This window comes from Streptomyces sp. NPDC102490 (assembly GCF_044765285.1).
GTDB lineage: Bacteria > Actinomycetota > Actinomycetes > Streptomycetales > Streptomycetaceae > Streptomyces.
In genome coordinates this window covers 272,066-297,562 of the sequence record NZ_JBIWJU010000014.1, presented here as the reverse complement: position 1 = coordinate 297,562, position 25,497 = coordinate 272,066, and the positions used below count along the sequence as shown (strand labels likewise).

At 72.9% G+C, this 25,497-nt stretch carries 19 protein-coding genes and 2 pseudogenes; 13 read left to right on the top strand and 8 right to left on the bottom strand.

Features of this window, described 5'->3' with window-relative positions; all coding sequences use genetic code 11:
• Window positions 1-208: 208 nt before the first annotated feature.
• From ACIRGB_RS30580 to ACIRGB_RS30565, 4 genes are read right to left on the bottom strand one after another with little or no spacing between them, the layout of a single operon-like run.
• The gene (locus ACIRGB_RS30580) at window positions 209-1,969 is read right to left on the bottom strand and encodes an ABC transporter ATP-binding protein (RefSeq protein WP_403871830.1); all 1,761 of its coding nucleotides are present in this window, start codon (window positions 1,967-1,969) and stop codon (window positions 209-211) included.
• Entirely contained in the window at window positions 1,966-3,786 is a 1,821-nt protein-coding gene (locus ACIRGB_RS30575) for an ABC transporter ATP-binding protein (RefSeq protein ID WP_403871829.1), read from the bottom strand. Before ACIRGB_RS30575 ends, ACIRGB_RS30580 begins: the two co-directional genes overlap by 4 nt.
• Window positions 3,783-5,663 (bottom strand): ABC transporter ATP-binding protein, encoded by a 1,881-nt coding sequence (locus tag ACIRGB_RS30570; protein ID WP_403871827.1) that lies wholly within the window; start codon window positions 5,661-5,663, stop codon window positions 3,783-3,785. The genes ACIRGB_RS30575 and ACIRGB_RS30570 overlap by 4 nt, the downstream gene beginning before the upstream one ends.
• Complete coding sequence (locus ACIRGB_RS30565) at window positions 5,660-7,546, bottom strand: ABC transporter ATP-binding protein (RefSeq protein WP_403871825.1); 1,887 nt, start codon at window positions 7,544-7,546, stop codon at window positions 5,660-5,662. Before ACIRGB_RS30565 ends, ACIRGB_RS30570 begins: the two co-directional genes overlap by 4 nt.
• 149 nt (window positions 7,547-7,695) lie before the next feature.
• Between ACIRGB_RS30565 and ACIRGB_RS30560 the strand changes: the two genes are divergently transcribed.
• From ACIRGB_RS30560 to ACIRGB_RS30545, 4 genes are all read left to right on the top strand, one after another.
• Window positions 7,696-8,598: an ATP-binding cassette domain-containing protein gene (locus tag ACIRGB_RS30560; RefSeq protein ID WP_403871823.1), complete on the top strand. Its 903-nt coding sequence runs from the start codon at window positions 7,696-7,698 to the stop codon at window positions 8,596-8,598.
• Window positions 8,595-9,344 carry an ABC transporter permease gene (locus ACIRGB_RS30555; RefSeq protein ID WP_403871821.1) on the top strand — a complete coding sequence of 250 codons (750 nt, stop codon included), beginning with the start codon at window positions 8,595-8,597 and terminating at the stop codon, window positions 9,342-9,344. Before ACIRGB_RS30560 ends, ACIRGB_RS30555 begins: the two co-directional genes overlap by 4 nt.
• Window positions 9,345-9,412: 68 nt before the next feature.
• A complete protein-coding gene (locus ACIRGB_RS30550) occupies window positions 9,413-10,666 on the top strand; it encodes a sensor histidine kinase (RefSeq protein ID WP_403871855.1) in 1,254 nt (417 codons plus the stop codon).
• Entirely contained in the window at window positions 10,656-11,330 is a 675-nt protein-coding gene (locus ACIRGB_RS30545) for a response regulator (RefSeq protein WP_403871819.1), read from the top strand. Before ACIRGB_RS30550 ends, ACIRGB_RS30545 begins: the two co-directional genes overlap by 11 nt.
• Window positions 11,331-11,345: 15 nt before the next feature.
• Here ACIRGB_RS30545 and ACIRGB_RS30540 read toward each other — a convergent pair.
• Both ACIRGB_RS30540 and glgX read right to left on the bottom strand, forming a co-directional pair.
• Window positions 11,346-12,763 (bottom strand): annotated as a pseudogene (locus ACIRGB_RS30540) (sulfatase).
• A 179-nt stretch (window positions 12,764-12,942) separates the two neighbouring features.
• The gene (gene glgX, locus ACIRGB_RS30535) at window positions 12,943-15,204 is read right to left on the bottom strand and encodes a glycogen debranching protein GlgX (protein WP_403871817.1); all 2,262 of its coding nucleotides are present in this window, start codon (window positions 15,202-15,204) and stop codon (window positions 12,943-12,945) included.
• Window positions 15,205-15,372: 168 nt separating this feature from the next.
• On the opposite strand from glgX, the gene ACIRGB_RS30530 reads away from it, so the two are divergent.
• The 8 genes and pseudogenes from ACIRGB_RS30530 to ACIRGB_RS30495 form a co-directional block, all read left to right on the top strand.
• Window positions 15,373-16,623 (top strand): Ig-like domain-containing protein, encoded by a 1,251-nt coding sequence (locus ACIRGB_RS30530; protein ID WP_403871816.1) that lies wholly within the window; start codon window positions 15,373-15,375, stop codon window positions 16,621-16,623.
• 154 nt (window positions 16,624-16,777) lie between these two features.
• Window positions 16,778-17,974: an Ig-like domain-containing protein gene (locus ACIRGB_RS30525; RefSeq protein WP_403871814.1), complete on the top strand. Its 1,197-nt coding sequence runs from the start codon at window positions 16,778-16,780 to the stop codon at window positions 17,972-17,974.
• Window positions 17,975-18,019: 45 nt separating this feature from the next.
• On the top strand, window positions 18,020-18,787 hold the full coding sequence (locus tag ACIRGB_RS30520; RefSeq protein ID WP_403871812.1) for an enoyl-CoA hydratase/isomerase family protein: 768 nt from the start codon (window positions 18,020-18,022) through the stop codon (window positions 18,785-18,787).
• A 288-nt stretch (window positions 18,788-19,075) separates the two neighbouring features.
• Entirely contained in the window at window positions 19,076-19,579 is a 504-nt protein-coding gene (locus ACIRGB_RS30515; protein ID WP_403871811.1) for an ATP-binding protein, read from the top strand.
• A 97-nt stretch (window positions 19,580-19,676) separates the two neighbouring features.
• Entirely contained in the window at window positions 19,677-20,291 is a 615-nt protein-coding gene (locus tag ACIRGB_RS30510; RefSeq protein ID WP_403871809.1) for an ADP-ribosyltransferase, read from the top strand.
• Between the two features lie 165 nt (window positions 20,292-20,456).
• Window positions 20,457-21,371, top strand: a complete 915-nt coding sequence (locus ACIRGB_RS30505) for a MerR family transcriptional regulator (RefSeq protein WP_403871807.1) — start codon at window positions 20,457-20,459, stop codon at window positions 21,369-21,371.
• A gap of 48 nt (window positions 21,372-21,419) precedes the next feature.
• Entirely contained in the window at window positions 21,420-21,632 is a 213-nt protein-coding gene (locus ACIRGB_RS30500; protein WP_003973534.1) for an EF-hand domain-containing protein, read from the top strand.
• 130 nt (window positions 21,633-21,762) lie between these two features.
• Window positions 21,763-22,449: pseudogene (locus ACIRGB_RS30495) on the top strand (NADPH-dependent F420 reductase); the annotation flags it as partial.
• Between the two features lie 8 nt (window positions 22,450-22,457).
• On the opposite strand, the gene ACIRGB_RS30490 reads toward ACIRGB_RS30495, so the two are convergent.
• Window positions 22,458-23,015 carry a glycoside hydrolase family 25 protein gene (locus ACIRGB_RS30490; protein WP_403871805.1) on the bottom strand — a complete coding sequence of 186 codons (558 nt, stop codon included), beginning with the start codon at window positions 23,013-23,015 and terminating at the stop codon, window positions 22,458-22,460.
• A 179-nt stretch (window positions 23,016-23,194) separates the two neighbouring features.
• On the opposite strand from ACIRGB_RS30490, the gene ACIRGB_RS30485 reads away from it, so the two are divergent.
• On the top strand, window positions 23,195-23,929 hold the full coding sequence (locus tag ACIRGB_RS30485) for a D-Ala-D-Ala carboxypeptidase family metallohydrolase (RefSeq protein ID WP_403871804.1): 735 nt from the start codon (window positions 23,195-23,197) through the stop codon (window positions 23,927-23,929).
• Window positions 23,930-24,020: 91 nt separating this feature from the next.
• On the opposite strand, the gene ACIRGB_RS30480 is transcribed toward ACIRGB_RS30485, so the two are convergent.
• Window positions 24,021-25,430 (bottom strand): MFS transporter, encoded by a 1,410-nt coding sequence (locus ACIRGB_RS30480; RefSeq protein ID WP_403871853.1) that lies wholly within the window; start codon window positions 25,428-25,430, stop codon window positions 24,021-24,023.
• Window positions 25,431-25,497: the final 67 nt, after the last annotated feature.

Sequence of the window (25,497 nt, the reverse complement as noted above, 5' to 3'; positions counted from 1 at the left end):
CACGTGCTACGAGCCGGCCGCGGCACAGCGCTCGTGGGGAAGCTGTGGGGGCGCTGTGGAGGGCCGACGGAAGAGTGGCAGGAGAAAGCGCTACTTGTCAGGGGCGCGTCAGCAAGTTGGCTGGAATTGGTCCGTTGACCGGGAGTTCACGTTCGATAAACGGAATCTTTGCCAGTCGGCGCTCCCGGGCGGGCTGCTGACCGCCCGTTCAGTCGGCGGCCCGGTCGGCGACCGGCGCCCCGTGCCAGGAACCCCACAGGGCCGCGTACGCCCCGCCGGCCGCCACCAGCGCGTCGTGCGTGCCCAGCTCGGTCAGCAGACCGTCCTCCATCACCGCGACCCGGTCGGCGTCGTGCGCGGTGTGCAGGCGGTGCGCGATGGCGATGACCGTACGGCCCTTCAGTACGGCGGCCAGCGCCTGCTCCGTGTGCCGGGCCGTCGTCGGGTCCAGCAGGGCCGTCGCCTCGTCCAGGATCAGGGTGTGCGGGTCGGCCAGCACCACCCGGGCCAGGGCGAGCTGCTGGGCCTGCGAGCCGTCCGTGGAGTGCCCCTTCGCACCCAGCTCGGCGTCGAGGCCTCCGGGCAGCTCCCGCACCCATCCCTCGGCGCCCACCGCGGCGAGCGCCGCCCACAACTCCTCATCGGTGGCCGCCGGTTCGGCGATCAGGAGATTGTCGCGGACCGTCCCCAGGAACACGTGGTGCTCCTGGGTGACCAGCACCACCTGACGGCGCAGCCGCTCAGGACCCAGCGCGACCACGGGCACCCCGCCCACCGTCACCGAGCCCCGGGTCGGCGCGTCGACGCCCGCCAGCAGCCGGCTCAGCGTGGTCTTGCCGGCCCCCGAGGAACCGACGACCGCCAGCCGCTCGCCCGGCCGCACGGTCAGGTCCACCCCGCGCAGCACCTCCCCGCCCCGTTCGTAGGCGTACCGCACACCGGACACGTCGATCCGGTCGTCCGCGGGCACCGCCGACTCGTCCGCCGTCGCCCGCGGGGCCGCCGCCAGCCCCTCCACCCGGGCGAAGGAGGCGCTGCCGGCCTGGAGCTGCTCGACCCGCATCAGCACCTCGTCGAGCGGCCCGGCCAGCTGCTGGAGGTACACGGCACAGGACACCACCGTCCCCAGGCTCGCCGCTCCGTGGGTGTGCAGGACCCCGCCGAGGAGCAGTACGCCCGCCACCGGAAGCACGTAGGAGATGTCCACCGCCGGGAAGAACACACTGCGCAGGAACAGCGTCCGGAACCGGGTGCGCCGCGAGACCTCCAGCGCCTCGCGGTTCGCCGCCACGCGCCGCTCCGCCAGCCCGAACGCCTCGACCGTGCGGGCCCCCGCCACCGTGGCGGCCAGGCTCTCGGCGACGTCCGAGCCGGCCGCGCCCTCGGCCAGATAGCCGGCCCGCGCCCGGCGCAGGTACCAGCGCAGCGCCAGCCAGGCCGGGGTCAGCCCGAGCACCCCGACCAGACCGAGCAGCGGGTCGAGCACGAACACCGCGCCCATGAGGAACAGCGCCTGCACCGCGTTGACCAGCAGCTCGGGACCGGCGTCGCGCAGGGTCGTGCCCACGGCGGTCACGTCGGCGGTGCCGCGCGTCGTCAGGTCCCCGGTCCCCGCTCGCTCCACCACGGACGCGGGCAGCGCGAGCGCCCGCTCCACGTACCGCTCCCGCACCCGCGCGAGCGTCCGCTCCCCGAACCGGTGCCCCACGTACCGGGCCCAGCGGGCCAGCAGCAACTGCGCCAGCGCGCACAGCAGGATGGCGAGGGCCATCCGGTCCACGGCGTCCACCCCGCCCCCGCCGCGCACCTCGTCCACGATCCGGCCCAGCAGCCAGGGACCCGCGAGACCGGCCAGGGCGGCCAGCGCGTTGAGACCCAGGACGACCGCGAAGGACCGCCGGTCGGCCCGCACGAGGCCGGCCGCCGCGCGGCGGACGTCGGTGCGCTCGGCGACGGGCAACTGTGTCATCGGGCCGGTTCCCCTTCTTCGGCGTCCTCGTCGTCCCGCGCGACCAGGGCGCGGTATCCCGGTTCGGTGTCCAGGAGTTCGCGGTGTGTGCCGGTGGCGGCGACCTTGCCGTCGACCAGGTGGTGCACCACGTCCGCGCGGTCGAGGAGGAGCGGTGAGGTGGCGGCCAGCACGGTGGTCCGGCCCTGGCGGGCGTGCTTGAGGCGGTCGGCCACGGTGGCCTCCGTGTGGGCGTCCAGGGCGGAGGTGGGCTCGGCGGCGAGGAGGATCTCGGGGTCGGTGAAGAGGGCGCGGGCCAGGCGGATGCGTTGGCGTTGTCCGCCGGACAGGTCGCGGGCCTGGGCCGCGAGCTGGGTTTCCAGTCCGTCTGGGAGGGCGCGGACTATGTCTTCGGCCGCGGCGGCGTGGAGGGCTGCGGTGAGGTTCGCTGTCGCGTCTGCCCGGGTGTGTTGTGGGGCGTCTGCGGGTGCGTTGTGGCTGGTCGCGCCCACGCGGCGGAGCCGCACATCGACACTGCCCGCGCCCCTGGGGGCGATGTCCTGAGCGCCTATGACATCGCTCAGGGTGCCTGCGAAGAGGTCGGCTTCCGGGTCGGCGACCAGGATGCGGGCGCGGATCTGGGGGAGGGGGATGTCGGCCAAGGGGGTGTCTCCCCAGGTCGCGTCTGACGGGGTGTAGCGGCCCAGGCGGTCCAGGATCTCGGTGGCGTCGGACGGGCGGGAGGTGACCAGGGCGGTCAGGCGGCCGGGGGTGATCCGTACGCCCGAGGCCGGGTCGTAGAGCACCGAGGGTTCCGCGGGGGCGTCCCGGGTGCCCGTGTCCGGTTCCGGTTCCAGGCGCAGGAAGGCGACGACGCGGCGGGCGGCCACCACGCCGCGGCTGAGCTGGTGGCCCATCTCGATGAGGAACGCCACCGGCCAGCCCAGCGCGACGACATAGCCGTACACCGACACCAGCTCGCCCACGCTGATGTGCCCCTGCGCCGCCTGCCGGGCGCCCAGCCAGGTCACCAGGGCCAGGAACAGCACCGGCAGCCCCACCCCGAGGGCCTGGATCCAGCTGGTCACCGCGCCGACCCGGTAGCCCTGCTCGCGCAGCAGGCCCGAGTCCCGGCGGAAGGCGTCCGCGACCAGGCCCTTGCCGCCCAGCCCGTTCAGCACCCGCAGTCCGCCCGCGAGGTCGCCGATCCGCGCGGTCAGCACGGACTGCCGCTCGCGGTACTCGGCCTCCCGGCCCTGAAGCCGTCCCATGAGCGGGCCGAGGAGCACCCCGAGCGCCGGCACCCCGAGCAGCACCACCAGGGCGAGCCGGGGCGAGACCGACAGCATCATCCCGCCGACCGCCGCGTAGGCCACGATCGCGCCGACGCCCGGCCCCACGGCCGTCAGGGACGTGCTGATGGTCTGCACGTCGCCCACCCCGATGGTGACGACCTCACCGGCCCCCACCTGCCCGCGCAGCGCCGCCCCGAGCCGCGTGGCCTGACCGACGACCACCTTCACCGTGCGGAAGTTGGCGTCCAGCCGCACCTTCGTCATCGTGCGGTGCCGCAGCACGCCCAGCCAGGCGTTGACCCCGCCGACGGCCACCATGGCGCCCGTCCAGCCCGCCAGCGCGCCCAGGTCGCCGGAGGCCAGGCCGTGGTCGACCGCTCGGGCCATCAGGTACGGCGTCGCCGCCAGCAGCACCATCCAGGCGCTGGCGAGCACCGCCCCCGCCAGACACCGGGGCCACTGCCGCCGGACCAGCCACCCCAAGTACCGCCAGCCGCCCCGGTGGTCCGGTGCGCCGGGGTCCTCGTACGCGTCGATCCTCACGCCAGACTGTCCCGCCACGCCCGGTGCAGATCCGCGAACCGGCCCGTACCGGCGATCAGTTCGTCCGGGGTGCCGTCCTCGACGATCCGGCCGTGCTCCATCACCAGCACCCGGTCGGCGATCTCCACCGTGGACAGCCGGTGCGCGATGACGACCGCCGTACGGCCCTTCAGCACCGTCGCCATCGCCCGCTGCACCGCCCGCTCCCCGGGGATGTCCAGCGAACTGGTCGCCTCGTCCAGGATCAGCACCGCCGGGTCCGCGAGCAGCGCCCGCGCGAACGCCACGAGCTGCCGCTGACCGGCGGAGATGCGGCCGCCCCGCTTGCGCACGTCGGTGTCGTAGCCGTCCGGCAGCGCGGCGATGAAGTCGTGGGCGCCGATCGCCTTCGCCGCCCGCTCGATCTCCTCCCGGGTCGCCTCCGGACGGCCGATGGCGATGTTGTCGGCGACCGTGCCGGAGAACAGGAACGCCTCCTGCGTCACCATCACCACCCCGCGCCGCAGTTCGGGCACGGCTAGGTCGCGCAGGTCGGTGCCGTCCAGCAGGACCCGCCCTGCGGACGGGTCGTAGAACCGGGCGAGCAGCTTGGCCAGCGTCGACTTGCCCGCGCCGGTCGAGCCCACCACGGCGACCGTCTGCCCGGCCGGGAGCGTCAGGTCGAAGCGCGGCAGCACCTCGCCGCCGGTGGGGTAGCCGAAGCTCACCGCGTCGAAGACCACCTCGCGGCCGGGGTGCTGCGACGCCGGCGGCGGCAGCTCCTTCGGCACGGTCGGCTCGGGCACCGACGGCGTCTGGGCCAGCAGCCCGGCGATCTTCTCCAGCGAGGCCGCCGCCGACTGGTACGAGTTGAGGAACATGCCCAGCCGGTCGATCGGGTCGTACAGCCGGCGCAGGTACAGCACCGCCGCCGCCAGCACACCCAGCGCGAGCGTGCCGTCCGCGACCCGGTAGGCGCCCCACAGCACGATGCCCGCGACGGTCGTGTTGGCGACCAGGCGGGAACCGACCACGTAACGGGCCATCTCCAGCAGGGCGTCGCCGTTGGTCCGCTCGTGCCGGCGGTTCAGCACCGCGAAGTCGGCGTCGTTGGCGGCCTCCCGGCGGAAGGCGCGCACCGGCCGGATGCCGTTCATCGTCTCCACGAACTTCACGATCACCGCCGCGATCGCGGTGGACCGCTGCCGGTACACCCGCCCCGCGCGCCGCTGGTAGAGCCGCACCAGCGCGTACAGCGGCACGAACGACGCCACCGCCACGGCGCCCAGGCCCCAGTCCAGCCAGAGCAGCAGCGCGGCGATGTAGACGAAGGACAGGATGACCGTCACCAGCTCCTGGAGGCCCTCGTCGAGCAGCTCGCGCAGGGACTCCACGTCCGTGGTGGAGCGGGAGATGAGACGGCCCGAGGTGTAGCGCTCGTGGAAGTCGACGCTCAGCGCCTGCGCGTGCCGGAAGATACGGCCGCGCAGGTCGAGCAGCACGTCCTGGCTGACCCGGGCCGCGGCGGCGATGAAGGCGTACTGGAGCGCGCCCGCCGCCAGCGAGCAGAGCAGGTAGCCGGCGCCCACCGCGACCAGCGGACCGTGGTCGTCGTCCCGCAGGGCCGGCACGGCATGGTCGATGGCGTACGCCACCAGCAGCGGGCCCGCCTGCACCGCCGCCTGCTGGAGCAGCAGGAGCAGGACGGTGAGGGCGACCCGGGCCTTCATCGGCAGCAGCAGGGAGCGCAGCAGGGTGCCGGTCGCGCCCGGCGGGCTGGGCAGGACGTCCTGGTCGAAGCCGCCGTCGGCGGGGTGGTCCGCCGCCTCGGCCTGACCCCGGTGCCGCGGGTCCTCCGGCTGCTCCCGGTCCGGCGCGGTGGCCGTGGGCGCGGTCATCGGCCGTCCCCTTCCTGGGTTTCCCCGTCCCTCTCGGGCCCGTCGAGCCCGGACATCAGACGGGCGTACTCGGCGTTGGTGCGCAGCAGTTCGTGATGGGTGCCGACGGCGGCGATGCGGCCCTCGGAGAGCAGGGCGACGCGGTCGGCGAGCAGGACGGTGGAGGGGCGGTGGGCCACGATCAGCGCGGTGGTGTCCGCGAGGACCTGCCGCAGGGCGGCCTCCACGGCGGCCTCCGTGTGCACGTCCAGCGCGGACAGCGGGTCGTCCAGGACCAGGAACCTCGGTCTGCCCACCACCGCCCGCGCGAGCGCGAGGCGCTGACGCTGGCCGCCGGAGAGGCTGAGGCCCTGCTCGCCGACCTGGGTGCCGGTGCCCTGGGGGAGCGCGTGCGCGAAGCCGGCCTGCGCGACGGCGAGGGCCCGGTCCAGCTCCTCCTCGCCGGCGCCCTCGCCGGACCCCATCAGCACGTTCTCGCCGACGGTGGCCGAGAAGAGGGTCGGCTCCTCGAAGGCCACGGCGACCATCGAGCGCAGCTCCTCGCGGGACAGGGCGGTGATGTCCTGCCCGTCCAGCGTGATCCGTCCCCCGGTCACCTCGTGCAGGCGCGGCACGAGCGCGGTCAGCGTCGTCTTCCCGCTCCCGGTGGCACCGACCAGGGCCATGGACTCACCGGAGCGGATGTGCAGGTCTACGTCCGTCAGGAGGGGCGTGGAGTCGGGGGCGGCGTCGGGGTAACGGAACCGCACGTGCTCGAACCGGAGGCCTTGGAGCTGACCGGCGCCGGTACTGACGTCGGGCACGGGGCGCTGCTCGCTCGGAGGTGCCGCAGCTGGGTCGGCTTCCACCTCCGCGTCCATCACCTCGAAGTACCGGTCCGTGGCCGTCGCCGCCTCCTGGCTCATCGCCAGCAGGAAGCCGATGGACTCCACCGGCCAGCGCAGCGCCAGCGCCGTCGACAGGAACGCCACCAGCGTCCCCGCCGACAGCGACCCGTCCGCCACCTGCACCGCCCCGACCACCAGCGCCGCCCCGATCGCCACCTCGGGCAGCGTCACGATGACCGCCCAGATGGCCGCCAGCAGCCGCGCCTTGCGCAGCTCCGTGCCCCGCAGGGTGTGCGACAGCTCGTGGAAGGCGCGGGCCTGGCTGCGGTGCCGCCCGAACCCCTTGATGATCCGGATGCCGAGCACGCTCTCCTCGACCACGGTGGTCAGGTCCCCGACCTGGTCCTGCGCGCGCCGCGCCACCGCCGAGTACTTCTTCTCGAAGATCCCGCAGGTGATCATCACCGGGATGGCGGGCCCGAGGATGACCAGCCCCAGCGTCCAGTCCTGGACCAGCATGATGCCCACGCCGACCAGGATCGTCACGCCGTTGACCAGCAGGAACGTCAGCGGGAAGGCGAGGAACATGCGGAGCAGCATCAGATCCGTCGTCCCGCGCGAGAGCAACTGCCCCGACGCCCACCGGTCGTGGAAGGCCACCGGCAGGCGTTGCAGGTGCCGGTACAGGTCCGCGCGCATGCCCGCCTCGACCCCCGCCAGCGGCCGGGCCACCAGCCACCGCCGGAGCCCGAACAGCAGCGCCTCCGCCAGCCCGAGGAGCAGCAGGTACAGCGCCCCGAGCCACACGCCCGCCGGATCGCGGTCGGCGACCGGCCCGTCCACCATCCACTTCAGCACGAGCGGGATCACCAGCCCCACGCAGGAGGCGAGGATCGCCACCACCGCGGCCGTCCCCAACCGCGCGCGCACCGGCCGCACATAGGGCCACAGCCGCAGCAGGGCACGTACGGTGGAACGCTTCTCCCCGGTCTTTGGGGCGGCTTCCGGACCGGGCTCGGGAGCGAGATCCGTGGCGGGGGCAGGTGTCGTGGGCATCAGGAGCGAGCCTACGGTTCACCACTGACACTGCCCACCGAGTTTCGGGGGGCCACCGGGGTCGTACGGGGGCATCCACCGATCGGCTGATGCGCCTTCGAGCGCGTCGGCCGATGTGCCGGACGCCCGCCCGCCGGGACGCTGGTGCCATGCCCGTCATCGAAGTCACCGACCTGCGCAAGTCCTACGGCGGACGCCCCGTCGTCGACGGTGTGTCCTTCGCCGTCGAGGAGGGCGAGATCTTCGGCGTCCTCGGCCCCAACGGCGCCGGCAAGACCACCACCGTCGAGTGCGTCGAGGGACTGCGCGTCCCCGACGCCGGCCGGGTCCGGGTCACCGGGCTCGACCCCGTCGCCGAGCACCGGCGGGTCGCCGAGGTCCTCGGCGCCCAGCTCCAGCAGAGCGAACTCCAGCCCAAGCTCACCGTCCGCGAGGCCCTGGAGCTGTACGCGGCCTTCTACCCGAAGCCCGCCGACTGGCGCCCGCTCGCCGAACGGCTCGATCTCGCCCCGCTGCTGGACACCCGGTTCGCCAAGCTCTCCGGTGGCCAGAAGCAGCGCCTGTTCATCGCGCTCGCGCTGGTCGGCGACCCCCGCGTCGTCGTCCTGGACGAGCTGACCACCGGCCTCGACCCGCGCGCCCGCCGGGAGACCTGGCAGCTGATCGAGGACATCCGCGCGAGCGGGGTCACCGTCCTGCTGGTCACCCACTTCATGGAGGAGGCCCAGCGCCTGTGCGACCGGATCGCGGTGATCGACCGGGGCCGCGTCGTCGCGCTGGACACCCCGGCCGGACTGATCCGGCGTTCGGCGGGCGCCACCGTCATCCACTTCACCCCGTCCGCGCCGCTGGACGAGGCGGACCTGCGCGCGCTGCCCGGACTCGCCTCCGCCGAGCTCAAGGACGGCCGCGTCACCCTGTCCGGCACGGACGAGACGGTCAACGCCGTCATCACCCTGCTCGCCCGCACCCGCGTCACCGCCCACCAGCTCCGGGTCACCGACACCACGCTGGACGACGCCTTCCTGGACCTGACGGAGGCCACCGCATGACCACCGACGTCTTCGACACCGCCGTACTGAGGACCGAGCTGCGGCTGTTCCGCCGCGAACCCGGCGCGCTGTTCTGGATGCTGGTGTTCCCGACGCTGCTGCTGGCGATCCTCGGGTCCATCCCGTCCTTCCGCGAGGCCGACCCCTCCTTCGGCGGACTGCGCCCGGTCGACGCCTACGTGCCGGTGGCGGTGCTGCTCGGCCTGACCTTCGGCGGTCTCCAAGGCATGCCGCAGGTGCTCACCGGTTACCGGGAGCGCGGCATCCTGCGCCGGATGTCCGCCACGCCGGTGCGCCCGGCGGCGCTGCTGTCCGCGCAGATGGTGGTGTGCGGCGCGGCCGCCCTGGTCTCGGCGCTGCTCGCGCTCACGGTCGGGCGGCTCGCCTTCGACGTGGGCCTGCCCGAGCAGCCCCTCGGCTACCTCCTGGCGCTGCTCCTGGCCGTGCTGGCCGCGCTCTCCCTGGGCGCCGTGCTCTCCGCGCTCTCCCGCACCACGAAGATCGCCGGTGCGATCGGGTCGGCCGCCCTCTTCCCGGCGATGTTCTGCGCGGGCGTGTGGCTGCCGGTGCAGGCCATGCCGGACCTGCTGGCCCGGGTGGTCGGCTGGACCCCGTTCGGAGCGGCCGCGCAGGCCCTCAACGAGGCGGCGGCGGGCGACTGGCCGGGCTGGTCCCACCTGGCGGTGCTGGTGGGCTGGACGGTGCTGCTCACGGCGGCGGCCGCACGCTGGTTCCGCTGGGAATGAGCGGGAGCGAACGGGAGCGCACGGCAGCGAGCGCAAGGAGAGGCGGCCGCGTGTCCGACAATGACGCCATGACGGAGACGACGGCGGTCGACGAGCGGTGGGCGGCGTTCCACCGCTGGGGCCCGTACGCGCTGCTGGCCGTCGGGACCCTGGTCGCCTGGTCGGCGGCCGACGCCATCGGCATGACGACCGGCGAACGACGGGCGAGCGGCGCACTGATCGGCGCGGCCGTCGCGGTGCAGCTGTGGTGGAACCGGGCGGCGCGCACCCGCCCCGAACCGTCCCCGGCCGGCACCTGCTACTACGCCGTCCGCTGGGCCATCGGCTTCGCCCTCACCTGGCTGAACCCGCTGTTCGCCTTCTACGCGGTCGTCGGCTACTTCGGCGCCCAGTACCTGCTGCCCCGCAGACTGTGCCGGGCCGGACTGTTCGCCACCGCCGTCACCCTCGCGGGTTCGCAGTCCGGCGGGCTGCCGCCGAACGGGGTCATGGGCTGGGTGCTCTTCGGCGCGATCCTCACCGTCAACAGCATGCTGGTGGCCCTCTTCGCGCACTTCGCCGCGCTGGAGGAGGCCCGCGGCCGCGCCCGGGTCGAGACCATCGCCGAACTGGAACGCACCAACAACGCCCTCCAGCAGGCGCTCGACGAGAACGCCGCCCTCCACGCACAACTCCTCGTCCAGGCCCGGGAGGCGGGGGTCGCCGACGAGCGCAGGCGGCTGGCCGCCGAGATCCACGACACCCTCGCCCAGGGCCTGACCGGCATCATCGCCCAGCTCCAGGTCGTGGCGGCCATCCCGGACCCGGCACTCGGCCGCGAGCACCTGGACCGGGCCCTCGCCCTGGCCCGGCACAGCCTCGGCGAGGCCCGCCGCTCCGTGCACAACCTCTCGCCGGTCGCGCTGGCCGAGGACGGACTGCCGGACGCGCTGAAGAAGACCGTGACGGAGTGGGGCGCACGCACCGGCGTGCAGGCCCGGTTCACCGTCACCGGCACCGCCGAGCACCTCCACGACGAGGTCGCCGCCACGCTCCTGCGCATCGCCCAGGAGGCCCTGTCCAACACGGCCCGGCACGCCGCCGCCGGCCGGGTCGGCGTCACCCTCTCCTACATGGGCGACGAGGTCACCCTCGACATCCGCGACGACGGCCGGGGCTTCGACCCGCTGAGCGCGCGGGAGCACACCACCAGCGGCGGCTTCGGCCTCGACGGCATGCGGGCCCGCGCCGAGCGCATCGCCGGTTCGCTCACCGTGGAGGCCGAACCGGGACACGGCACGGCCGTCTCGGCTCGCGTACCGTTGGTCCGCCATGACCGATGACGCCCCGACCGACGCCCCGACCGCCGATGACGCCGTGATCTCCCTCCTCATCGTCGACGACCACCCCGTGGTCCGCGACGGCCTGCGCGGCATGTTCGAGTCCGCGCCCGGCTTCCGCGTCCTCGGCGAGGCGGCGGGCGGCACGGAGGCGCTGGCCCGCGCGGCCGTGCTCGACCCCGACGTGATCCTCATGGACCTGCGGATGCCGGGCGGTTCGGGCGTGGACGCCATCCGGGAGCTGACCCGGCGCGGAGCCCGCGCGAGGGTCCTCGTGCTCACCACGTACGACACCGACTCCGACACCCTGCCCGCGATCGAGGCCGGAGCGACCGGCTACCTCCTCAAGGACGCGCCCCGCGACGAGCTGTTCACCGCGGTCCGCGCGGCGGCCCAGGGCCGCTCGGTCCTCTCCCCGGCGGTCGCCTCCCGGCTGGTCTCCGCCGTCCGCGCCCCGAAGGCCCCCGGCGGCGAGCCCCTCTCCGCCCGCGAGCGCGAGGTGCTCGCCCTGGTGGCGCGCGGCACCTCCAACAAGGAGATCGCCCGGGAGCTGTTCATCAGCGAGGCGACCGTGAAGACCCACCTCACCCACCTGTACGCCAAGCTCGGCGTGAACGACCGCGCGGCGGCCGTCGCGACGGCGTACGACCGGGGCATCCTCGGCTGACGCCCCGGCCCGGACTCAGGCCGTCGGATAGGGCAGCAGCTGCCGGTCGGTGCGCTCCCAGGCCGCCTTCAACTCGGCCAGCAGCTGTGGCCGGTCGGCCGCGAGATCCGCCTGTTCCCGGGCGTCGGCGGCGAGGTCGTACAGGTGGTCGCGGCCCTGCGCGTCCTGGTAGTACTTCCAGTCGCCCCGCCGCAGCGCCCGGTTGCCCCGCACCCGCCAGAACAGGTCGCGTTCGGGCAGCCTCCGGCCCCGCAGCAGGTAGTCGGCGAGGCTGTGGCCGTCGAGGGGGTACGCCGGGTCCGGGCGCGCTCCGCCCAGTTCCAGCAGGGTGGCCGTCCAGTCGGGCGAGTAGACCGGCTCGTGGCTGACCTGCCGTCCGTCGACGCGGGCCGGCCAGCGCAACACGGTCGGCACCCGGATGCCGCCCTCCAGCAGCTGCGACTTGCCGCCGCTGAGCGGCCACTGGTACGAGAAGCGTTCGCCGCCGTTGTCGCTGGCGAAGACGACGACGGTGTTCTCCTCCTGGCCGGAGCGGCGCAGCGCGGCGAGCACCGTGCCGACGGAGGCGTCCAGGTTCTCCACCATCTCCCGGTACTTCTCCACCGAGCCGCGTCCTTGTGCAGCAGCGCGCCCAGCACGTTCCCGGCGCGCACCTCGGCGGCGATCGCGGCGCCGGTCTCCTCGTCGTCCTCGCCCAGCCACGGCCAGTGCGGCGTGGTGAAGTTCAGGTTGAGCAGCCAGGGCCGGTCGTGGCCGCGGCCCACGTACTCGACGGCCCGCTCGGTGAGGACGGTGGTGTAGTAGCGCAGGTCCTTGTACGTGGCGTCGCCCTCGTACAGGTCGTAGTCGCCGAGCTGGCCCAGCTTGGAGAAGTACTCCAGCGCCCCGCCGAAGTTGCCGAAGAACTCGTCCCAGCCGGACTTGGTCGGGCTGTAGTCGGGGAGCCAGCCGCAGTGCCACTTGCCGATCAGCGCGGTGGCGTAACCGGCCCGCTTCAGCAGGGACGCGAGGGTCGGGTGGTTCGGGTCCAGTCCCTGGCCGCGGTCGCCGATCGGCTCCGCGAGCCCGCCCTTCGTACGGCCCGGGTAGCGTCCGGTGTAGAGGCTGAACCGGGTGGGGGAGCAGGTCGCCGACCCCGCGTACGCCTGGGTGAACCGCACGCCCTGGGCGGCGAGCCGGTCCAGGTGCGGCGTCCTGATGTGCGGGGCGCCGTACGAGGACAGGTCCGCCCAGCCGAGGTCGTCGCCGAGGATGAACAGGATGTTGGGGCGCCTGCCGGGCCGGGCCCCGGTGCGGGCCGCGAACGGGCGCTCGGCGGGAGCGGTGGCCGGGGCGGGCGTGGCGGCCCCGGCGGTGGCGGACGCACCGGCGACGGCGCTCACCGCACCGCCGCCGACCAGGCCGCCGAAGAGGCGGCGGGACATCTCGGGCATGCGTGATCCCCTGGAGGACGAGGTCGGAGGTGCGCCGAAGCGGCGCCGACCAGGGACGCTTCCAGGCACGCGGAGACCCGGTCAAGAAGATCGCCGCCGAGTTCACGCAGCCGCAACGGGCCGCAACGGGTGGCAATGAGCCGCAACGGGCCGCAACAAACCGCCCGGAACCGCGCTGCTCAGCCGCTCGCCCGCAGCAGCAGCACCGTCCGCCCCGGCACCGTGATCTCCGCGCCCGCCGGATGCACGGCCCCGGGCGCCTCGTCCTGCTCCTCCCGGCCGGTGTCGACGACCACCTCGTACCGCTCCGCCCACGGGGCGCCCGGCAGGACGACGCCGGCCGGCTCCTCGCCCGCGTGCAGGACGGCCAGGAAGCTGTCGTCGGTGATCGGGTCGCCGTGCTCGTCCCGGCCCGGGATGTCCCGCCCGGACAGGTACATGCCCAGGGTGGCGGCGGGGGCGTACCAGTCCCGCTCCGTCATCTCCGTGCCGCCCGCGGTGAACCAGGCCAGGTCGCGCAGGCCGTCCGCGGAGTGCGCGCGGCCGGAGAAGAAGGCCCGGCTGCGCAGCACCGGGTGCCGGTGGCGCAGGGCGATCAGACGCGAGGCCAGGGCGAACAGCGGGCGCCACTCCGGGTCGTCCAGGAGGCTCCAGTCCACCCAGCTGGTCTCGTTGTCCTGGCAGTAGGCGTTGTTGCTCCCGCGCTGGGTGCGGCCCATCTCGTCGCCCGCGACCAGCATCGGCACCCCGGTCGACAGCAGCAGCGTGGTCAGCAGGTTGCGCAGCTGGCGGCGGCGCAGCGCACGCACCCGGGCGTCGTCCGTCTCGCCCTCCGTGCCGCAGTTCCAGGACCGGTTGTCGTCCGTGCCGTCCCGGTTGCCCTCGCCGTTGGCCTCGTTGTGCTTGCGCTCGTACGACACGAGGTCCCGCAGCGTGAAGCCGTCGTGCGCGGTGACGAAGTTGACCGAGGCGTACGGCCGCCGCCCGCCCCACGCGTACAGGTCGCTGGAGCCCGACAGGCGGTACCCCATCTCCCGCACGTCCGGCAGCGCGTGCCGCCAGAAGTCCCGCACCGCGTCGCGGTAGCGGTCGTTCCACTCCGTCCACAGCGGCGGGAAGGCCCCCACCTGGTAGCCGCCCGAGCCCACGTCCCACGGCTCGGCGATCAGCTTCACCCGGCGCAGCACCGGGTCCTGCGCGATCACCGCGAGGAACGGGGAGAGCATGTCGACGTCGTGCATCGAGCGGGCCAGCGCCGCCGCCAGGTCGAAGCGGAAGCCGTCCACGCCCATCTCGGTGACCCAGTAGCGCAGCGAGTCGGTGATCAGGCGCAGCACGTGCGGCTGGACGACGTGCAGGGTGTTGCCGCAGCCGGTGTAGTCGGCGTACCGGCGGGCGTCGGGCTGGAGGCGGTAGTAGCCGCGGTTGTCGATGCCCTTCAGGGAGAGCGTCGGGCCCAGCTCGCCCGCCTCCGCCGTGTGGTTGTAGACCACGTCGAGGATCACCTCGATGCCGGCCGCGTGCAGCGCGCGCACCATCCGCTTGAACTCGCCGACCTGCTCACCGGTGGTGCCGGAGGCGGCGTAGCCGGCGTGCGGGGCGAAGTAGCCGACCGAGTTGTAGCCCCAGTAGTTCTTCAGGCCGCGGTCCAGCAGGTGGCTCTCGTGCGCGAACTGGTGCACCGGCAGCAACTCCACCGCCGTCACGCCCAGCCGCGTCAGGTGCTCGATCGCCGCCGGGTGCGCGAGGCCCGCGTACGTGCCGCGCTCCTCGGGCGGTATGCCGGGGTGGAGCTTGGTGAAACCGCGCACGTGCAGCTCGTAGATGACCGAGTCCGCCCACGGCGTCTTGGGCCTGCGGTCGTCCGACCAGTCGTCGTCGTCGTGCACCACGACGCCCTTGGGGACGTACGGCGCCGAGTCCCGGTCGTCGCGCACGGTGTCCGCCACCCGCTGCTCCGGCCAGTCCCGCACATGGCCGTACACCTCGGGCGGCAGGCCGAAGTCGCCGTCCACGGCGCGGGCGTACGGGTCGAGGAGCAGCTTCGCCGGGTTCCAGCGGGCGCCGGTCCAGGGGTCCCAGCGGCCGTGCACCCGGTAGCCGTAGCGCTGCCCGGGCCCCACGCCCGGCACGAAGCCGTGCCAGATCTCGTGGGTCAGCTCGGTCAGCCGCACCCGGCTCTCCCGGGCGGCGGGGCCCGGCCCGTCGAACAGGCACAGCTCCACCGCCTCCGCCCCGCCCGCCCACAGGGCGAAGTTGGTCCCCGCCACCTGGCCGGGCCCGGTCCGGAACCGGGCGCCCAGCGGCACCGGGGTGCCAGGGCGGGCCGGTACGGCGGGCGGCGGCGCGGCGCGCCGCGCGCCGTTGACCACGACGGCGGGGTGGCCGTCCGCGGCGGCCCGCTCCCCGGGCACCGCCTCCTGCTCGGCTGCGCTGGACACCTGTCGGCCTCCCACGGCTCGTGGAACGACGTCCGGCAGGAGGGCGTACGGCGTCCCGGCCGCTGCTCCCCGATCGCGTCGTCCTCCCCACAGTTCTGCCCAGAGTTCTGCCCACCGGGTGGCTCGCACTCACGTTTCCCCGGGGCCGGCCGGTCGTTACGGGTGGATGTGAGGCACGTACACGAGCGCGCACGGCGCGCGGGCGCCGCGCTGGCCGCCCTACTGACCTGGGCAGGACTGCTGGCCGGGGCCGCGGGATGCACCTCGGACGGCGGCGGCGCCGGGTCCGGGATCGGCTCGGGCATCGGCGAGATGTTCGGCAAACAACCCGCCGCCGAGGACGTCATCCGCGTCACCCCGGACGACGGGAGCAAGTCGGTGCGCCCGGACGGGAAGCTGTCGGTGCGGGTGCCCGACGGGCGCCTGGAGTCGGTGAAGGTGGTCAGGTCGCAGGACGCGCAGGAGACCCCGGTGCCCGGCCGGATCTCCGAGGACGGCCTCAGCTGGCGGCCCGACGACGACCGGCTCGCCCTCGCCGCCAAGTACACGGTCGACGCCGTCGCCCTGGACGGCGGCGGACACCGCTCGGCCCGGCACACCACGTTCACCACCGAGGTCCCCGAGGAACGCTTCATCGCCTACGTCGCCCCCGAGAACCGCTCGGTCGTCGGCACCGGCATGATCGTTTCGCTGGACTTCAACCGGGAGATCACCGACCGCGCCGCCGTCGAACGCGCTATCACGGTCACCGCCAAGCCCGCCGTCGAGATCCGCCCCCACTGGTTCGGCAAGGACCGCCTCGACTTCCGCCCGAGGGAGTACTGGAAGCCCGGCACCGAGGTCACCGTCGACCTGGACCTGCGGGACGTCGAGGGCGCCAAGGGGGTCTACGGGCTCCAGCACAAGAAGGTCTCCTTCACCGTCGGCCGCAGCCAGGTCTCCCGCGTCGACGCGGCCGAGCGGACCATGCAGGTGCGCCGGGACGGCACCCTGCTGGCCACCGTGCCGATCACCGCGGGAGCGCCGACGACGCCCACCTACAACGGCCGGATGGTGATCACCGAGATGCTGGAGGTCACCCGCATGAACAGCCGCACGGTCGGCTTCGGCGGCGAGTACGACATCCCCGACGTCCCGCACGCCATCCGCCTGACCAGTTCGGGCACCTTCCTGCACGGCAACTACTGGGCGCCCGCCGACACCTTCGGCCGGGCCAACGTCAGCCACGGCTGCGTCGGGCTGCGCGACGACAAGGGCGGCGGTTCCGACACCCCGGCGGGCTGGTTCTTCGACCGCAGCCTCATCGGCGACGTCGTCGAGGTCGTCCACAGCAAGGACACAACCGTGGCCGCCGACAACGGTCTGGGTGGCTGGAACATGAACTGGAAGCGGTGGAAGGCCGGCGGCGCGGTGACGTGACGCCGGCCGCGCTCGCGGCACCCTCCCGCCAACTCGGTACGGAACAGTGACAATTGCCCTGTCCCTCGACCCCCTGGCCTGCGGTTACGATGCGCCGGTGCGCGCGGGCGCACTGGGGCGCGGGCCCGACCGGGCCCGGCGAGGGGAGAACAAGGTGAACGTGCGTCCGATAGCGGGGGCGGTACTCGGGCTGCTGATGCTGACCGTCACCGCGTGCGGTGGGAGCGGCTCGGGGGCCGGGGACGGCAAGGGGGAGAAGGGCAAGGACGCCACCGCGGCACAGAGCGAGCAGTCCGAGGCCGTCGTCACCGTCGCCCCCGTGAACGGGGCCAAGGGCGTCGACACCAGCGGCGCCCTGAAGGTCGGCGCCGCCAAGGGCAAGCTCACCGAGGTCGTCGTCAAGGACGGCAAGGGCGCGAAGGTCGACGGGAAGATATCCGGGGACGGCGCCACTTGGACGCCGTCCACCCACCTGGCCGCCGCCACCACGTACAGCGTGCACGCGGTCGCCAAGGACTCCGAGGGCCGCACCGCCGCCGAGGACTCCCGCTTCACCACCCTGACGCCGAAGAACACCTTCGTCGGCGCCTTCACGCCGGAGGACGGCTCGAAGGTCGGCGTCGGCATGCCGTTCTCGATCCGCTTCACCCGGGGCATCACCCACCCCGAGGACGTCGAGAAGGCCATCACCGTCAAGACCGAGCCGGCCGTCGAGGTCGAGGGCCACTGGTTCGGCAACGACCGCCTCGACTTCCGCCCCGAGAAGTACTGGAAGCCCGGCACCAAGGTCACCGTCGACCTCAACCTCGACGGCGTCGAAGGCCGCGAGGACGTCTACGGCGAGCAGACCAAGACCGTCTCCTTCACCGTGGGCCGCAGCCAGGTCTCCGTCGTGGACGCCAAGAAGCACACGATGAAGGTCGTGCGGGACGGCAAGACCCTCAAGACGATCCCCGTCACCACCGGAGCGCCCGGCTACGAGACCTGGAACGGCCAGATGGTCATCACCGAGCGGCTCGCGGTGACCCGGATGAACGGCGAGACCGTCGGCTACGGCGGCGAGTACGACATCAAGGACGTCCCGCACGCCATGCGCCTGTCCACCTCCGGCACCTTCATCCACGGCAACTACTGGGGCGGCGACGCCTTCGGCAACCGCAACGCCAGCCACGGCTGCATCGGCCTGCGCGACGTGCGCGGCGGCTGGGACGAGAAGGCACCGGCCCGCTGGTTCTTCGAGAACTCCATCGTCGGCGACGTGGTCGTGGTCAAGAACTCCGAGGACGCCACCATCGCCCCCGACAACGGCCTCAACGGCTGGAACATGTCCTGGGAGAAGTGGAAGGCGTAAGGGGCCGACTGCCACCGCACGTGAACGCCCGCTAACCTGCGGGGCATGACCGTACATCTCGAAGTCGCGGACGGCGTCGGAACGCTGCGCCTGGACCGCCCGCCCATGAACGCACTGGACGTCGCCACCCAGGACCGGCTGAAGGAGCTGGCCGAGGAGGTCACCCGGCGCGAGGACGTACGCGCCGTGGTGATCCACGGCGGCGAGAAGGTGTTCGCGGCGGGCGCGGACATCAAGGAGATGCAGGGGATGGACCACGCGGCGATGATCGCGCGGTCCCGTGCCCTCCAGGACTCCTTCACCGCGGTGGCCCGCATCCCCAAGCCGGTGGTCGCCGCGGTGACCGGTTACGCGCTGGGCGGCGGCTGCGAACTCGCGCTCTGCGCCGACTTCCGCATCGCGGGGGAGAACGCCAGGCTGGGCCAGCCCGAGATCCTGCTCGGCCTGATCCCCGGCGCGGGCGGCACCCAGCGGCTGTCCCGGCTGATCGGCCCCTCCAAGGCCAAGGACCTCGTCTTCACCGGCCGCCAGGTGAAGGCCGAGGAGGCGCTGGCGCTCGGCCTGGTGGACCGGGTGGTCCCGGCCGCCGAGGTCTACGAGCAGGCGCACGCCTGGGCCGCGCGGCTCGCCAAGGGCCCCGCCATCGCGCTGCGCGCGGCGAAGGAGGCGATCGACACGGGTCTGGAGACGGACATCGAGACCGGCCTCGCGGTCGAGCGCAACTGGTTCGCGGGCCTGTTCGCCACGGAGGACCGCGAGCGCGGGATGCGCAGCTTCGTGGAAGAGGGCCCCGGCAAGGCCACGTTCCTGTGACGGCGTCTGGTACGAAGTCGCCCTGTACCCCTTGCAATTGACGCGATGTCTGATCCGGGTCCCTCGATGGGGCGGTTTATGGCAGCCTTAACGCACCATTAAGCGCGCCTTGTCGAGGGAGTCCGCCGCTTGTCTCCGGCCGAGCCGTTCACGCAGGTCAGTGGGGCCGTTTCCGGCTCCGAACTGCCTGCGGCATATGCCGATCGACCGTCACCCGGCCCGGCCCCCGCGCAGGCGTATTCCCCGGGAACGGCCCCGGAGCCCGCGGCGGGCGGCCATGATGGGGGCATGGCGGGGCTGGATGGTACGGAACTGCCGCGGGGAGCCGGACGGGCGACCGCGGCGCGCTGGTCGCCGGCGGTCGAGGACGAACGCGCGCTCCAGGTGCTGGACCTGTTCGGCAACCCGACGGAGCGCGAGGTTCCGTTGCCCTCCCGCCCCGAGTCCGCCGCCACCGCCCGCCGGCTGGCCCAGGTCGTCGCCCTGCGCCAGTGGCAGCTCGGCCCCAAGATCACGGAGGACGCCGTCCTGCTCGTCTCCGAGCTGGTCGGCAACGCCGTACGCCACACCGGCGCCCGGATCTTCGGCCTGCACATGCGCCGCCGCCCCGGCTGGATCCGCGTCGAGGTCCGCGACCCCTCCCGGGGGCTGCCCTGCCTGATGCCGGTGCAGGAGACGGACATCAGCGGACGCGGCCTCTTCCTCGTCGACAAGCTCTCCGACCGCTGGGGCGTGGACCTGCTGCCGCGCGGGAAGACCACCTGGTTCGAGATGCGGGTCGTGGACCGCTGAGCGTCCATCTGCCGTCGAAGGCAAGCCGGTTCGCGGGACACGCCACCTACGGGTGAGAATCCGGAACGCGCCCTTCCGGAGCCGGGATCGTATCGGCATGATCACCACTCGCCTGCGCCGGCGGACCGCCGCCGCCGTCCTGTCGCTCTCCGCGGTCCTCGCCGCCACCGCCGCCACCGCCCCCGCGGCCGCCCCGGCCCCGTCGGCCGCCCCCGCCAAGGCCGCCCCGGCCTGCCCCCAGTTCGACGACAAGACCAAGGCCGCCGCCGACCGCGGTGTCGACCTCGACCGCATCACCCCCGAGCCGGTCTGGCGCACCACCTGCGGCACCCTCTACCGCAGCGACAGCCGCGGCCCGCAGGTCGTCTTCGAAGAGGGCTTCCACGCCAAGGACGTCCAGAACGGGCAGTACGACGTCGAGAAGTACGTCCTGGTCAACCAGCCCTCGCCGTACGTCTCGACGAGCTACGACCACGACCTCTACAAGACCTGGTACAAGTCCGGCTACAACTACTACATCGACGCCCCCGGCGGCATCGACGTCAACAAGACCATCGGCGACACCCACAAGTGGGCCGACCAGGTCGAGGTCGCCTTCCCCGGCGGCATCCAGCGGAAGTACATCATCGGCGTCTGCCCGGTCGACCGGCAGACCAAGACCGAGATCATGAGCGAGTGCGAGAGCAACCCGCACTACCAGCCCTGGCACTGACCGGCCCCGCCCGGCAACCCGCCGCCCAGAACGCCCGCCCACCGCGGGCGTTCCCCGCCGGCCCCCGCGCCCGCACCGGCTCGTCAGCCCCGGCCCCGGTGCCGGGCCCTCCGTCACAGCGTGCCCCTTGAGTCTCCACCCGCTGGAAGGCGCAGACTCCGGGACATGACCGACGACGGCACCGGCCTGATGACCATCGGCGCACTGGCGCGGACCACCGGACTCACGGTGCGCACCATCCGCTACTGGTCCGACGAGGGCGCCCTGCCCCCGGTCACCCGCTCCGCGGGCGGCTACCGGCTCTACGACGCCGAGTCCGTCGCCCGCCTGGAGCTGATCCGCACCCTGCGCGAACTGGGCCTCGGCCTGGACGCCGTACGCCGCGTCCTGGCCGGCGAGACCACGGTCGCGCAGGTCGCGGCGGCGCACGTGAGCGCGCTGGACGCGCAGATCAGCTCGCTGAGGGTGACCCGCGCGGTGCTGTCCACCGTGGCGCGACGCGGCTCGACCGCTGAGGAGACGACGCTGATGAACAAGCTGGCACGGCTGTCCACCGCCGAACGGCGGCGGATCATCGAGGACTTCATGGCGGAGGTCTTCGCGGGCATCGACACCGCGGACCCCGACATCCGCACCCGCCTGCGCTTCGCCGCCGCCGACCTGCCCGACGACCCCACCTCGGAGCAGGTGGACGCCTGGGTGGAGCTGGCCGAGCTGATCCAGGACCCGGAGTTCCGGGCGACGATGCGCCGGATGATCGAGTTCAACGCGGCGGACCGGGGGCCGGACGTCCCCGCGGGCTCCTCGCTGTGGTTCATGAGCCGCCTGGTGCGGCTCGCGGGCGACGCGCTGCGCGAGGGCGTCGCACCGAACTCGCCGCGGGCCGCCGACATCGTGCGCGCGCTGATCGGCGACGCCGACCCGGCCGTCGTACGCGAACGCCTCACCGCGGTGTCCAACGTCCGGCTCGCCCGCTACCGGGAACTGTCGGCGATCGTGAACGGCCTGGAGCCGCCGTCCGCCCACGAGGAGCAGTTCAGGTGGGTGGTCGCCGCACTGGGCGCCCGGGCGGCCGGTTAATCTGACCTGCGTCAGATGGACCCAATGCACGGAACGAGGGGCGGACCGGTGGCCGACATCGAGGAAGCACGCAAGCAGTTCGAGCGGATCGACACGGACGGTGACGGCCTCATCACCGCCGCCGAGTTCAAGACCGCGCTCGCCCAGGGCGGCGACTGGAACGTCACCGAGTCGGTGGCCGAGGCGATCATCGCCGGCCGCGACCTCGACGGCGACAAGCAGCTGTCGTTCGACGAGTTCTGGGCCCACCTGAACAAGTGAGCGACACCCCCGCGAAAGGGGCGCCCACCGGTCACCCGGACGGGCGCCCCTTTCCCGGAATAGCCCACCCCGGCCGGAGGTTGGAGCTGGTCACGGGCGCGAGCCGCGGGGCCGCGCGCGACACGACCTCCGAAGGGCCAGGCGAGTCAGCATCATGAAGATCGGCATCATCGGCGCGGGCAACATCGGCGGCAACCTCACCCGTCGGCTCACCGCCCTCGGACACGACGTCTCCGTCGCCAACTCGCGCGGGCCGCACACGCTCACCGCGCTGGCCGAGGAGACCGGCGCCACCCCGGTACCGGTGGAGGAGGCGGCGCGCGGCGCCGAGATCGTCGTCGTGACGGTCCCGCTGAAGCGGGTCCCGGACCTGCCGTCCGGCGTCCTGGACGGGGCGGCCGACGGCGTCGCGGTCATCGACACCGGCAACTACTACCCGCAGCAGCGGGACGGCCGGATCGCGGGCATCGAGGACGAGGGCCTCACCGAGAGCCGCTGGACCGAACGCCACCTCGGCCACCCGGTGGTCAAGGCCTTCAACGGCACCTACGCCCAGGACATCCTCGACCGCCCCCGTCCGGCCGGCGCGGCCGACCGCATGGCCCTCCCGGTGGCCGGCGACGACGAGGCGGCCAAGGCGAAGGTGCGCGCCCTGATCGACGAGCTGGGCTTCGACACCGTCGACGCCGGCGGCATCGACGACTCCTGGCGCCAGCAGCCGGACACCCCGGTCTACGGCCTGCGCGAGGGCGTCGACGGCGTCACCGAGGCGCTGGCCCAGGCGTCCCCGGAGCGGCCCGCGGCCTTCCGGGGCTGACCCCGCCCTCAGGCGCTCTGGGCCCACTCCTTCAGCGCGGCCCTGCTCGCGAAGTCCGCCACGTTGGTGTCGACCGGGTCGTCCGTGTACTGGTGGAAGCGCCACTTGGCCTGGATGCGCGGCTTGCCCGCCGAGACGTAGTCGGCGATCCAGAGGCCGTCACCGGCGTACGAGGTGGTGTCGACGTTCAGCCAGAAGTGCCGGTTGCAGTAGAGGACGACCCTGTTGTCCGGCCGCAGTGCCTTCAGCTTGCGGATGAAGCTGTCCTTCTCCGCGTTGCTCGGATGGGTGCCCTCGCCGTTCGTCTCCCAGTCGACGGCGAGGATGTCGCCCTTGCGGTCCGGGGCCTTGGAGACGAAGTACTCGGCCTGGGCGGTGAGGTTGCCCGGCCACAGGAAGTGGTAGAAGCCGACGACGAGTCCGGCGTCGCGGGCCCGCTTCGTCTGGGCCGAGAGCCTGGGGTTGACGTACGAACGGCCCTCCGTCGCCTTCACGAAGACGAAGGAGAGACCGTCGGTGGCGTAGCTGGAGGACTGGTACGCGCTGACGTCGATGCCGCGCAGCATGGGGCCTCCCTGAGGGGCGGTGGGGGGACGGGAGTTGGTTATTCCCCACGATGGCACGGCCGATCCCCACCGGAAGCGGAAACGTCGACTTCGCTTCGCCCGGGCGCCATTGACGCGCGTAGCGCGGTGCCCCACGCTGGGCTCCGGTTCACGGACGACTCGACGGTCGGGAGGCCGGGATGTTCAGACGCGTGTCACGTCTCCTTCTCTCTTTTGTCATGCTCATGGCTGGAGTGGTGGCCGGGGTGGGCGCCACCGCCGGCGCCGCGCACGCCGACTCCTGCTACACCTGGAACCGCACGCTCTCCGAGGGCTCCTCCGGCAGCGACGTGACGCAGCTCCAGATCCGCGTCGCCGGCTGGGTCACCTCCGGCGAACGGCTCTCCTACGACGGCCAGTACGGCGCCCGGACCGCCGCCGCCGTCAAGAAGTTCCAGGCCGCCTACGGACTGGCCGCGGACGGCGTCGCGGGCTCCGCGACCTTCAGCAAGATCTACGCCCTCCAGGACGCGGACTGCACGCCCGTGCACTTCTCCTACGCGGAGCTGAACAAGTGCAACGCGGACTGGTCGGGCGGCGCGGTCTCCGCCGCCACCGCCAAGGCGAACGCGCTGAAGACCATGTGGAAGCTGGAGGCGATGCGGCACGCCCTCGGCGACGTGCCGATCACGATCTCCAGCGGCTTCCGCTCCCGCGCCTGCAACAGCGCGGTGGGCGGCTCGTCCACCAGCCGCCACCTCTACGGCGACGCCGCCGACCTCACCGGCTCGCCCAGCTTCTGCCGGCTCGCCCAGCAGTCCAGGACCCACGGCTTCTCGGAGATCCTCGGCCCGGGCTACCCCGGCCACAACGACCACACCCACGTGGCCTTCGACCCGTCGCCGTACTGGTCGGCCCCGACCTGCGGCATCTGAGCCACCGGTGACCGTACGCCGGGCGGGGGAGCGCCCGGCGTACGGCGGTGGTGAACGCCGGTCGTGAACGGCGCCGGGCGGAGCACCGGGCTCAGGAGACGACCGCGGCCGCCCGGGGGCTCTCCTCGGCGGCGTCGGGCTCGCCCTCGTCCAGGGAGACGTCCTTGGTCTCCTTGCCGAGCAGCAGGGCGGTCAGCGTCAGCACGGCCATCGCGGAGAGGTAGACGCCGACCAGCCACGGCGATCCGTCGCCGGCCTCCCACAGCGCCACCGCTATGAACGGGGCGACGGCCGCGCCGAGGATCGAGCTGACGTTGTACGCGATGCCGGAGCCGGTGTAGCGCACACTCGTCGGGAACAGCTCCGGCAGCAGCGCGCCCATCGGGCCGAACGTCATGCCCATCAGCGTGAAGCCGAGCACCAGCCACAGCACCACGCCGAGCGTGCCCAGACCGATCAGCGGCACCCAGACCAGACCGAAGACCACGATCGCGGCGGTGATCCAGACCAGGGTGGTGCGGCGCCCGTACCGGTCGGCGAGCGGACCGGAGACCAGGGTGAAGACGGCGAAGAACAGCACGCCGAAGATCATCATCAGGACGAACGTGGTGTAGCTGTAGCCGAGCCCCGGCACGTCGGCGTCCTTCGCGGCGCGGCCGTAGCTCAGCGAGAACGTGGTCATCAGGTAGAAGAGCACGTACGTCGCCAGCATGATGAAGGTGCCGAGGACCAGCTGCCGCCAGTGGCCCTGGACGACCGTGGCCAGCGGCAGTTTCCGCACCTGCCCCGCTTCCCGGGTCCTGGCGAACACCGTGGACTCCACGAGCCGCGAGCGCACCCACAGGCCGATCGCGACCATCACGGCGGAGAACAGGAACGGGATGCGCCAGCCCCAGCTCGCGAACGCCTCGGACGGCTGGGTGGGGTCGGCGCCGGAGCCGGAGGGCAGCAGCGCCCCGATGATCAGGAACAGGCCGTTGCCGATGATGAAGCCGAGCGGGGCGCCCAGCTGCGGGAAGGTCCCGTACAGCGCGCGCTTGCCCCGGGGCGCGTTCTCGGTGGCGACCAGCGCGGCCCCGCTCCACTCGCCGCCGAGCGCGAAGCCCTGCGCGATCCGCATCAGCACGAGCAGCGCGGTGGCGACCCAGCCGGCCTGCGCGTAGGTCGGCAGCGCGCCGATGAGGAAGGTGGCGATGCCCATGGTGAGCAGCGAGACGACCAGCGTCTTCTTGCGGCCGAGCCGGTCACCGAGGTGCCCGAAGAAGACGGCGCCGACCGGCCGGGCGACCATCGCGGCGCCGAAGACCGCGAACGACGACAGCAGGGCCGTGGTGGGGTCGCTGCTCGGGAAGAAGAGCTTCGGGAAGACGAGGACGGCGGCGGTCGCGTAGATGTAGAAGTCGTAGAACTCGATCGTCGTGCCCATGAGGCTCGCGATGAGGACGCGCGACCGGGGGTTGACGGGTGTCTGGGCTGCTGGGCCGGAGGCCGGTGCGGGCATGGCTCGGTCTTTCACGTGCGAAACATGGGCCCTGCAACGATCTCAGCCGTCTTGTTTTTCGGAAAGC